The organism is Pseudomonas sp. CCI1.1, assembly GCF_034348165.1.
Lineage (GTDB): Bacteria > Pseudomonadota > Gammaproteobacteria > Pseudomonadales > Pseudomonadaceae > Aquipseudomonas > Aquipseudomonas paracarnis.
Genome location: NZ_CP133780.1, coordinates 214,245 through 225,338, shown reverse-complemented (window position 1 = coordinate 225,338; position 11,094 = coordinate 214,245). Strand labels below are relative to the sequence as shown.

The 11,094-nt window shown below is 61.3% G+C and carries 9 protein-coding genes; 8 read left to right on the top strand and 1 reads right to left on the bottom strand.

Annotated elements, in window-relative coordinates:
* Nucleotides 1–26 precede the first annotated feature (26 nt).
* Nucleotides 27–707 carry an isonitrile hydratase gene (gene inhA / locus RHM69_RS01050; RefSeq protein ID WP_019818712.1) on the top strand — a complete coding sequence of 227 codons (681 nt, stop codon included), beginning with the start codon at nucleotides 27–29 and terminating at the stop codon, nucleotides 705–707.
* 465 nt (nucleotides 708–1,172) lie between these two features.
* Here inhA and RHM69_RS01045 read toward each other — a convergent pair whose 3' ends face one another.
* A complete protein-coding gene (locus RHM69_RS01045; RefSeq protein WP_014717845.1) occupies nucleotides 1,173–1,802 on the bottom strand; it encodes a LysE family translocator in 630 nt (209 codons plus the stop codon).
* A gap of 169 nt (nucleotides 1,803–1,971) precedes the next feature.
* On the opposite strand from RHM69_RS01045, the gene RHM69_RS01040 reads away from it, so the two are divergent.
* The 7 genes from RHM69_RS01040 (at nucleotide 1,972) to RHM69_RS01010 (ending at nucleotide 11,075) form a co-directional block, all read left to right on the top strand.
* Nucleotides 1,972–2,487, top strand: coding sequence for a sigma-70 family RNA polymerase sigma factor (locus RHM69_RS01040; protein ID WP_014717844.1), 516 nt, complete (start codon nucleotides 1,972–1,974; stop codon nucleotides 2,485–2,487).
* Nucleotides 2,474–3,424, top strand: a complete 951-nt coding sequence (locus RHM69_RS01035; RefSeq protein ID WP_106111605.1) for a FecR domain-containing protein — start codon at nucleotides 2,474–2,476, stop codon at nucleotides 3,422–3,424. Before RHM69_RS01040 ends, RHM69_RS01035 begins: the two co-directional genes overlap by 14 nt.
* Nucleotides 3,425–3,528: 104 nt before the next feature.
* Nucleotides 3,529–6,015 (top strand): TonB-dependent siderophore receptor, encoded by a 2,487-nt coding sequence (locus tag RHM69_RS01030; RefSeq protein WP_019818720.1) that lies wholly within the window; start codon nucleotides 3,529–3,531, stop codon nucleotides 6,013–6,015.
* 415 nt (nucleotides 6,016–6,430) lie between these two features.
* On the top strand, nucleotides 6,431–7,870 hold the full coding sequence (locus tag RHM69_RS01025; RefSeq protein WP_014717841.1) for an undecaprenyl-phosphate glucose phosphotransferase: 1,440 nt from the start codon (nucleotides 6,431–6,433) through the stop codon (nucleotides 7,868–7,870).
* Complete coding sequence (locus tag RHM69_RS01020) at nucleotides 7,870–9,330, top strand: mannose-1-phosphate guanylyltransferase/mannose-6-phosphate isomerase (protein WP_014717840.1); 1,461 nt, start codon at nucleotides 7,870–7,872, stop codon at nucleotides 9,328–9,330. The genes RHM69_RS01025 and RHM69_RS01020 overlap by 1 nt, the downstream gene beginning before the upstream one ends.
* Entirely contained in the window at nucleotides 9,330–10,241 is a 912-nt protein-coding gene (locus tag RHM69_RS01015; RefSeq protein WP_014717839.1) for a glycosyltransferase family 2 protein, read from the top strand. The genes RHM69_RS01020 and RHM69_RS01015 overlap by 1 nt, the downstream gene beginning before the upstream one ends.
* Nucleotides 10,242–10,247: 6 nt before the next feature.
* Entirely contained in the window at nucleotides 10,248–11,075 is an 828-nt protein-coding gene (locus RHM69_RS01010) for a polysaccharide biosynthesis/export family protein (protein ID WP_014717838.1), read from the top strand.
* Nucleotides 11,076–11,094: the final 19 nt, after the last annotated feature.

The following is an 11,094-nucleotide window of genomic DNA, read 5'->3' as shown; positions in this document are numbered from 1 at the left end:
GTCCATTCCTTTTCGGAGCTTGAACCATGACTTTGCAGATCGGTTTTCTATTGTTCCCCGGCATCCAGCAACTGGACCTTACCGGCCCCTATGATGTCCTCGGTTCGCTGCCAGACGTGAAACTGCACCTGGTGTGGAAAGACCTCGCGCCGATCACCTCCAGCACGGGCTTGGTGTTCACGCCGACCATCACTTATGCCGACTGCCCGAACCTGGATGTGCTTTGCGTACCCGGCGGCGCCGGTGTGGGCCCTTTGATGGAAGACCCGCAAACCCTGGACTTCCTCAAGGCCCAGGCACAGACAGTGCGCTACATGACCTCGGTGTGCACCGGTTCATTGGTATTGGGCGCGGCAGGGTTACTGCGCGGTCGCAAGGCCACCACCCATTGGGCCTACCACCACCTGCTCGCCCCGCTCGGTGCTATTCCCGTACAGGAACGTGTAGTGCGTGACGGCAACCTGTTTACCGGCGGCGGGATCACCGCCGGCATCGACTTTGCCCTGACTCTGGCCGCGGAGTTGTACAGCGAAGCGGCGGCGCAACTGGTGCAACTGCAGATCGAATACGCGCCAGCCCCACCGTTTGACTCAGGCCGCCCGGAGACGGCGCCCCGGCATGTGCTGGAGGAAGCCAACAAGCGCACGGTGGAGTCACGCAGAGTGCGCGGGGAGATTGTTGCGCGGGCAGCTGCGCGGCTGGGGTGAAGTTGGATTTCTCACGTCCGGTCGCTGAATTTGCAGCGACTGGGAAGGTCCGTGGGAATGAACCGGTTTCAACGCTTGAACGTGAGATAAGTCCTAGTCCGCTGTACGAAACTCCCTTTGATTCTTTCGGTGCTCAACGGCTGTCCAGTCGTAGCCAGTCTTTCGACTGACCTGGTAGTCGCGGCAGAGCTGGCCAAAGGTATCTCTTTCAGTCAAATAGGTGGCCGTTACCGCAGGAATGGATATGTGCTCGGTCTGATACCCGGTGTCGGCTGGCAGGCCGCCTTCGCGAGCAAGCCAGCTCCCACGATTGGATCGTAGGGTGTCAGGTAGAGAAGCGTCGGCTGGCAGGCCGCCATCGCAGGCAAGCCAGCTCCCACAGTTGGATTGCGGGGTGTCTGGTAGATGAGCGTCGGCTGTCGGGCCCCCGCCACAAAGAAACTTGCTTGGCTTCCCGCCTGTCATTCAGGCAGGACGCGACATCACCGCCAAGCGCACGGCCAACGCCGTCAGCACCGCTGCCAAGCCCCACTTCTGCAGCCAGGCGCTTTTGGTGCGCTTGGCGAAGAAGCGGCTGAGCGCCCCGCCAAACAGGCCCAATAGCATGTGAAACACGCTCGCGATCAACGTCAGCACGCCGCCCAGCACCATCAGTTGCAAGGCGATGGGCCCCGCCTCGGGCCGCACAAACTGTGGCAGGAACACCATGAAAAACAACAACGCCTTGGGGTTGAGCAAACTGTTGAGCATGGCCTGCAGAAACACTCGGCCCAACGCCACGCGGCCGACGTGAGCGGTGTCCAGGCCGGGGCGTTTTTGCAAGGTTTTGAAGGCCAGCCACAGCAGGTAAATCACGCCCGCATAACGGATCAGGTCGAACGCTGGCGGCCAACTGGCGACCAACGCCGTCACCCCCATGGCGGTCAACGCTGTCAGCAACAGGTCGGCCACGCCAATGCCCAGGGCCGAAGCAACGCCGCCGCGCCAGCCATGGGTGACGCCCTGACTGATGACAAATGCCATGTTCGGCCCCGGTGACAGCAACAACAGCAACACAGCGCCGGAAAAAACACCAAGTGTGACGAGGCTGATCATGGTCGAACCGTCCGCTGGGAAAAAATCCAGATTAATCGGCGCTGGCAGGCGCTACAAAAAATTGTGCTGGATACATTGCTCACGCAGCGAACCGAGTGATTGCTGAATGCCACAACCAACGTCTAGAATGCGAAACATTATCAATTAAGCCTGCTGCGCCAGGATGACCATGTCGAGCAATCACCCACTGGACCTTGCTGCCATCGGCCAGCTTTACCAAGCCCACCATTCCTGGCTGCGGGGCTGGTTGAGCCGGCGCACGGGTTGCCATGAGCGCGCCGCCGACCTCGCGCAGGACACCTTCGTGCGCCTGCTCAACGCGCGTCAGCAACAGACCTTGCAGCAGCCGCGCGCGTACCTGAGCAGCATCGCGCGCAGCTTGATGATCGACCAATACCGGCGCCGCGAACTGGAACGCGCCTACCTGGAAAGCCTGGCGCACTTTGCGCAAATGGAGGTGCCGAGCGAGGAAACACGGCTGCTGATCCTCGACAGCCTGGAGCGCATCGACCGTTTGCTCGACCAGCTCAAGCCACGGGTGCGCGAGGCGTTTCTGTTGGCCCAATTGGACGGCCTGACCTGTCCACAGATCGCCCTGCGCCTGGGCGTGTCCAAGGCCACAGTGGAGCGCGACCTGTCCAAGGCGCTGCACGCCTGTTACCGGTTGCGCTATGCCGACTCCTGACTCGCGCCTGGTCGACCAGGCCATCCAGTGGATGATCAAGCTGCGCTACAACACCGCCGACGACGCCAGCACCGCGGCCTTTGAGCAGTGGCTGCAGACCAGCGAGGCGCATCAGCAGGCCTGGCAACGGGTCGCCACCCTGAATGACGATTTCAACCACTTGCCGGCGCATGTCAGTCGCCATGCACTCGACGGCGCACGCCGGCACATCAGCCGTCGTGAAGGGCTGAAAATGCTCGGGCTGTTTGCCGGCGCCGCAGGTTTGGCCTGGCTGGGTCGCGACTACACGCCCCTGCCCGCCTTGATGGCGGACTACCGCACCGCCACTGGCGAGCGGCGCTGGGTAGCATTGGAGGATGGCAGCAAAGTCCAGCTCAACAGCGCCAGCGCCGTCGACATTACCTCCAGCGCCGAACAACGGCTGGTGAACCTGCGCCAGGGTGAAATATTGATCAATACCGGCGTCGACCGCCGTCCGCTATGGGTGCATACCCGCGACGGTTACCTACGCGCCCTGGGCACACGCTTGCTGGTGCGCGAAGAACCCCAAGGCACCCTGCTGGCCGTGCAGCAGGGTGCGGTGGCGGTGTTTGCCGACCGCCATGACGGCACGGCACGCCAAGTGATCAAGCCTGGCGTACAGGTGGTGTTCAACCGTAGCGGTATCCGCCCGTCCCCCAACAACGGCCTGGACCCTTGGGCCTGGAGTGACGGGGTGATCAGCGCCCACAACATGCGTCTGGAGGACTTCCTGGCCGAGCTGGGCCGCTATCGCAATGGGTTGCTGCGTTGCAGCGAAGCCGTGGCGGGGCTGCGGGTGTCGGGTACTTACCAACTGGACGACACCGACCAGGTGCTCAAGTTGGTGGCGCAATCGCTGGCAATCGATGTGACCTACCGTAGCCGTTACTGGGTGACCGTCTCCGCTCGCGTGTGACCTTGCAAAATAAATGAGGTGAATTCTCATTGCCATTCGACCTGTAAGGAGAGGCCGATCAACAGGCCCGTGTTGTCCACTTCCTTCAGGAGCATCCCGCGGTCATGCAAGCGTTCCCCTCCAAACGTTCACCCCTCAGACACGCCCTCAATGCCACCCTCCTTGGCGCGTGCGTGGCGGCCAGCGCCTTGCCGTATACCGCAAGTGCCCAGGAGCCCGGCAGCGAGCGCCAGGCCCGCGCCTGGAATATTGCGCCTGGGCCGCTGGCGGGCGCCCTTGATCAGTTTGCGCGGCAGGCCGGTATCAGCCTGTCGTATGACGCTGGCAGCGTGGCAGGCAAAAGCAGCCCGGGGCTGAGCGGTACCCTGGCCCCACAACAGGCCCTGAACCGGTTACTTCAGGGCCAGGGCTTGCAGGCGCAAAGCCAGGGCCAGAACGCTTGGTTACTGCTACCCCAGCAGCAAGCCGGCTCGACGCTGAACCTGGGCGCCACCACCATCACCGGTGATCGTTTGGGCGCCACCACCGAAGGCACCGGCTCCTACACCACCGGCGCCGTGACCATCGGCAAGGGCGAACACAGCCTGCGACGCACGCCGCAATCGGTGAGTGTGATGACCCGCAAGCTGATGGATGACCAGAACATCACCACCATCGACCAATTGCTGGAGCGCACCCCAGGCATCACCAGCTACGAATCACCCATGGGCGGCAAGTATTTTTACTCCCGGGGCTTCAAGATGCTCGGCCAATACCAATTCGACGGCGTGCCACTGGATATCGGCAAGGACTACGTACAGGCCGACAGTTTCAGCGCGAACATGGCGATCTATGATCGGGTGGAAGTCCTCAAGGGCGCTGCTGGCATGCTCAAGGGCGCCGGCACCGCCAGTGGTGCGGTGAACTTCGTACGCAAACGGCCCCAGGACAAGCCCACCACCAGCCTTGGCCTCTCGGCGGGCACCTGGGATAACTATCACGCCGAATTCGACACCGGCGGCCCATTGAACGACAGCGGCACGGTGCGTGGCCGCGCGGCGGTTAGCCAACAGAATCGTGGCTCGTACATGGACCTTGCCAAGCGTCAGGACCAGGCGTTTTACGCGGCCCTGGACATGGATGTCAGCCCTGACACCACCCTGGGCTTCGGGGCCAGCTATGAGGATGTCGACTCCACGCCGTGCTGGAGCGGCCTGCCGCGTTATCGTGACGGCAAAAGCCTCGGCCTGAGCCGCTCCACCTGCCTGGGCCAGGCCTGGAACGATTGGCAAAGCCAGCGCACCACGCTGTTCGCCGATCTGACCCATCACTTCAACGACGACTGGAAGCTCAAAGTCAGCGCCGTGCATAGCCGCAACCTGCAAGACATCAAATACGCCGCCAGCGAAAGCACCGTGGACTATGGCAACCCGGCCCCCACGCTCACCAGCTATGCAGCCTTGCTGGACTACGATCACAAAGACTACGGCCTGGACGCCTACATCGATGGTCAATTCGAAGCCTTTGGCCTGCAACATGAGTTGATCCTCGGCGCCAATGGCAGCCGTGGCACCCAGGACGATGTCTATGCGATCCGCAACCTGCCCCAGCGCCAAAGCGTCTTCAACCCCAACCACCACTTCCCGGAACCTGCCGACGACACCTTCTGGCCCAACATGTACCGTGGCGGCACGGTCAAGGAAACCGCCACTCAATACGGTGCCTACGCCACCTTGCGCCTGCGTCTGGCCGAACCTTTGATGCTGGTTTTGGGCAGTCGCGTCAGTTGGTATGAAAACCGCCGTGAGTCCCTGAACCTGGCCTGGGGCGAGTGGACCGACCAGGATGCACGCACCAAGGAAACCGGGGTGGTCACGCCGTTCGCCGCGCTGATCTACGACCTCAATGACAACCTTTCGGTGTACACCAGCTACGCCGATATCTTCCAGCCACAAAGCTCCTACGCTACGGTCAGCGGTTCGGCCCTCAAGCCGAAAATGGGTGAGAACTATGAGTTGGGCATCAAGGGCGAATGGTTTGACGGGCGCCTGAACAGCTCCCTGGCGCTGTTTCGCGCCATCGAAAAAAACGCCGCCCAAACCGATTTCGAGACCCGCTGCGGCAGCTCCTCCGACGGCTACTGCTACACCGACACGGGCAAAGTTCGCGCCCAAGGGGTCGAGGCCGAGCTGAGCGGCGAATTGATCGAGCGCCTGCAAGTGTTTGGCGGCTATACCTACACGCAAACCAAGAACCTGAAGAACATCGACAGCGCAGCCGAAGGCGCGGTGTCCAACACTTACGTGCCACGGCATATGCTGCGCTTGTGGGGCGACTACCAGTTGGACGGTGCGCTGTCGAAATGGACAGTCGGCGCAGGGGTCAACGCCCAAAGCAGCAACTACCGGCTGCAAACCATCAAACTGGAACAGGCCGGGTATGCGTTGTGGAATGCACGCCTGGCGTATCAGGTGGATGACACCTGGACCGTGGCGCTCAATGGCAACAACCTGTTCGATAAAAATTACTACCAGACCGTGGGCACCTCAGGCTGGGGTAATCTCTATGGAGAGCCGCGCAACCTGACCCTGAGCCTCAAAGGCAACTTCTAGGCACTGCCCCTCCTGTAGGAGCGAGCATGCTCGCTCCTACAACTTCCCCTTCCTGCCATCGTCAGAAAGCTTTTTTTCGCTGCCAGGCAAATCCCTACGTTTGTTCCTACACTCCAAAAAGCCAGCATCAATTCTCGATTTTTCTGAAAGCGTCCCCTCTTATGTCAATTAATCGTCATATCATGGAGGCCTTACGAGAGCCATTGACGGCAAAGGCCAAAAAGCCAAAACATTGACACGGACCCTCAAGAGAGCCACTATTTAGCCATCACTCCGTAAATTCCTGCGTCTGAACAGGCATTACGTATTACCCAGCAACAGCAGTTGTTCGATTTGCACCACTTGTAAAGCAAAGCTGCCTTATGGATGAGCAAACGAATAGGAACGTTCTGGTGGTGTATTGAGGATCTGATTTATGCGCGGTAAATCGTCGGTCGATAGCCTGTTTCTGACTCGTCCCGGTTTCGTTGAGTTTTTTGTCGTTTTCGTGAAACTGATCCACGGCCTTACGGCTGTGGTGCCGGCCATTATTCTGTTGTTCTACCCGGACCCCGTCGCCGAGCACATGCGCAACCACTACCTGGGCCTGCTGGTGTTTTTTGCGCTCCTGACCATCATTCTGTTCCAGGCTCTGGGGGTGTACTCCGAGGATCTGTTCAGCAACCGCCTGCGTTTTCGCGTGATGCTGGTGGCCTGGGTCTCGGCGTTTTGCATCCTGCTGTTCATGTACCAGATCCTGCTGCTCTTCCCACAGTTGAGCCCACGCAACCTGGCGGCCTGGTTTTCCATGAGCCTGGTGCTGTTTGGCGTGGAGCGGATATTGATGCTGCGCCTGTACCGCCATCTGATGGATAACGGCAAATTCCTCCAGCGCACCGTGATCCTGGGCTTTACCGACACGGCCGTGCATGTGGCTGAACACCTGTCGCGCAACAGTGACATCCGCTCCGGCCTGATCGGTTTTATCGACGACCGTACCGAGCGCATTCCCAAGGAATTGAGCCGCCTGCCGTTGCTGGGCAATACCCGCGACCTGGAAAAGCTGATCCGCTCCGAACAGGTCAACCAGGTGATGATCACCCTGCCCTGGGCTGCCGAGCAGCGCATCAATGGGTTGGTCAAGCGCCTGCGGCAGATGTCGGTGAACGTCATGCTGGTGCCGGATATGGCCGCCCTGCGCTACGGCCATAACCGCATCACCGATGTGGGCGGCATCCTGATGTTCAACACCTCGCAGTTGCCACTGCGGGGCTGGTCGCCCTTTATCAAACGTTGTGAAGACCTGCTGCTGGCCAGCATCGGCCTGCTGCTGCTGTCGCCGGTGATGCTGGTGACCGCCATCGCGATCAAACTCGATTCCAAGGGCCCGGTGCTGTTTCGCCAGAAGCGCTTTGGCTACAACGACAACCTGATCCGGGTATTCAAGTTCCGCTCAATGTACGTCGAACAGACCGACCTCAACGCCGAAAACCAGACCACGCGCCAGGACCCGCGCATTACCCGGGTCGGCAGGATCATCCGCAAGACCAGCATCGATGAGCTGCCCCAGCTGTTCAACGTACTGCTGGGCAATATGTCGATGGTCGGCCCGCGCCCCCACGCCACGGCCACCAAGGCGGCCGGGATTCCTTTCGAGCAAGCGGTCAGCGAATACAGCTCGCGCCATCGGGTCAAGCCTGGCATCACCGGCTGGGCGCAGATCAATGGTTACCGCGGCGAGACCGACACGCTGTTCAAGATTCAGAAACGGGTCGAATACGACCTGGAATACATCGCCAAATGGTCCGTGTGGCTGGACCTCTACATCGTTTTCATGACGGTCCCGGCCGTTCTTTCCACCAAGGAAGTCTATTGATGAACCCACTTAACGGATTGATCCCGTGCATCATCTCCGGTGGTTCGGGTACGCGGCTGTGGCCGGTTTCGCGGCAGAACATGCCCAAGCCGTTCATGCGCATGCGCGACGACCAGAGCCTGTTGCAGAAGACCTTCCTGCGGGCCAGTCACTTGCCGGGCGTCGACAGCATCCTGACCGTGACCAACCGCGACCTGCTGTTTCGCACCCTGGACGACTACCGCGCGGTGAACACCCAGCGCCTGGGCCTCGACCTGCTGCTGGAGCCGTTTGGCCGCAACACCGCCGCCGCCATCGCCGTGGCTGCGTTGCATGTGCAGGAGCATTTCGGCGCAGACGCGCAGTTGCTGGTGATGCCGGCCGATCATCTGGTCCTCGATGAAGGCGCCTTTGCCCAGGCGGTGGAAAAAGCCCGCGCGTTGGCCGAGGCCGGTTACCTGGTGACCTTTGGCATCCAGCCTGACCGAGCAGAAACCGGCTTTGGCTATATCGAACAAGGGCCGGCACTGGGCGCTGGGTTTCGGGTGCAGCGCTTTGTCGAAAAGCCCGACCAAGCCACCGCCCAAGGCTACCTGGACGGCGGCAAGCACCTGTGGAATGCCGGCATGTTCTGCTTCAAGGCAGCCACCCTGCTGGAAGAATTGGCCAGCCACGCCCCGGCGGTTCTGGAGGCGGCCAAGGCTGCACTGGAGCACAGCCAGAGCCTGCAAAACAGCAGCAGTCGCCAGCGCGAACTGAGCCCTGAAGGTTTCGGCACCGCGCCGGATATCTCCATTGATGTGGCGCTGATGGAAAAATCCGCCCAGGTCGCGGTCGTGCCCTGCGACATTGGCTGGAGCGATATCGGCTCCTGGGAAGCCCTGCGCCAACTCACGCCCAGTGACGACAATGGCAACCAGATCAATGGCGAGGCGATCCTGCACGACGTGCATAACTGCTACATCGATTCGCCCAAGCGGGTACTCGGTGCGGTGGGCGTGCGCGACCTGATCATCGTCGACACCCCGGACGCCCTGCTGATCGCCGACGCCCATCGCAGCCAGGACGTGCGGCATATCGTTGCCGAACTCAAGCGCCAGAATCACCCGGCGTTCAGCCTGCACCGCACTGTCACCCGGCCTTGGGGCACCTACACGGTGCTGGAGGAAAGCACGCGGTTCAAAATCAAGCGCATCGTGGTCAAGCCCAAAGGCTCGCTGTCCCTGCAAATGCACCATCACCGCAGCGAGCATTGGGTAGTGGTCAGCGGCGCAGCGATGATCACCAATGGCGAACGCGAGATCCTGCTCAACATGAACGAGTCCACCTACATTCCCGCCGGGCACAAGCACCGCCTGACCAACCCCGGCATCATCGACCTGGTGATGATCGAAGTACAGAGCGGTGAGTACCTGGGTGAAGACGACATCGTGCGTTATGACGACATCTACGGCCGCGCGCCAGTTGAAGTGAAGCCCTGATGCGTACGTCATTGATCATCCCCACCCGCAACGCGGCCAGTCACCTGGACCGCCTGTTGCCAGCGCTGCGCATGCAGACGTTGCAACCGGACGAGATGCTGGTGGTCGACAGCGCATCGAGCGATGACACCGTGGCGCGCTTTCGCGAGTTTGGCGCACGTGTGGAGGTGATTGATGCCCGCGACTTCAACCACGGCGGCACCCGGCGCTGGGCCAGTGAACAGGTGGGCGGCGACGCCTTGATCGTGATGACCCAGGACGCGATTCCCGCCACCGCCGAGACCTTCGCCAACCTGATCAGCGAGCTGCAACTGGAGCCGCTCAATGGCGTGGCCTATGGACGGCAGCTGCCGCACCCCGGCGCCGGCGTGCTCGGCGCGCAGTCGCGGCACTTCAATTACCCGGCGGCCAGCCGCACCAAGCGCCTGGACGATGCAGCGCAACTGGGCATCAAGACCTGCTTCAGCTCTGACTCGTTTTCGGTGTACCGGCGCAGCGCCCTGAGCGCGGTGGGCGGTTTCCCCCGGGATGTGATTGGCAGTGAAGACGCCTATGTGGCCGCGCGCATGCTGCTGGCCGGTTACCAGGTGCGCTATGCCGCGAGCGCGCAGGTGTATCACTCCCACGATTACCGCTTGCTGGAAGAGTTTCGCCGCTACTTCGATATCGGTGTGTTCTACGGCCGCGAACCGTGGATTCGCCAGGCGTTTGGCGACGCCGGCGGCGAAGGCAAACGTTATGTGCTGGCCGAACTGCACGCATTGCGCGAGGCCAACGCGCTGTATCGCGCCCCCGAAGTGGTGGTGCGCAGTGCCTTTAAATTGCTGGGCTATCGCCTCGGCCACCTTGAACGCCACCTGCCCAACGCGCTTAAACGGCGCCTGGGCATGTTTTCCACCTACTGGACTTGAGCCGTCATGAAGACTATCAACCGACGTTTCCGTCTTACCCTGCTCGGCCTTTTGAGCACCTCAATCTGGCTGGCCGGTTGTTCGACCCCCGCGCGGGTGCCGCTTCCTGACAACACTACGCTCAAGGCCGGCCATCAAGCGGCGCTGACCCTGGCCGACCTGCCACCGCCGCAGGTGCTGATCCAGAGCGGCGACTCGCTGCGTATCGTGCGTGATGCCCAGGAACCGGCGGCGGCCGATGACATGACGGTGTTCGTGGTGCGCCCCGACGGCGTGATCTCGGTGCCCAACATTGGCCGGGTCAAGGCGGCCTTGCGCACGCCCGAAGACCTGGGCAAGGAGATCACCGAGAAGTATAAGCGCATCTACCGCGAACCTGCGGTGACGGTGAACATCGCCAGCGCACCGAGCAACAAGGTGTTTATCGGCGGCGCGGTGTCCAACCCGGCGTTTTTCGACCTGGCCGGCAACGTCAGCGTCGAGCAGGCGCTGCTCAGCTCCGGTGGTGTATTGCCCTCGGCGGATGCCTCCAACGTGGCCTTGCTGCGTACCGGGCCCGACGGCAAGTACAGGACGTACTTCATCAGCCTGGAAAGCATGCTGACCAACCCCAATCACCCGCGGGTGGCGTTGCAGCGCGGCGATTTGATCTTTGTGCCGCAGTCGGGCATCGGCGCGACGGTGGAGGCCGTGGACATGTACTTCACCAAGCTGTTTCCGATCAACAAAGGGATTGGCATTGGCTTGAATTACGACCTGAACAAGAGCGACGTGAAAAACAGCGGCAACACCATCTACAACAACCCAACCATCAACGCAGGCCAAGGATTATGAAGCGGGCTTCGTATCACTC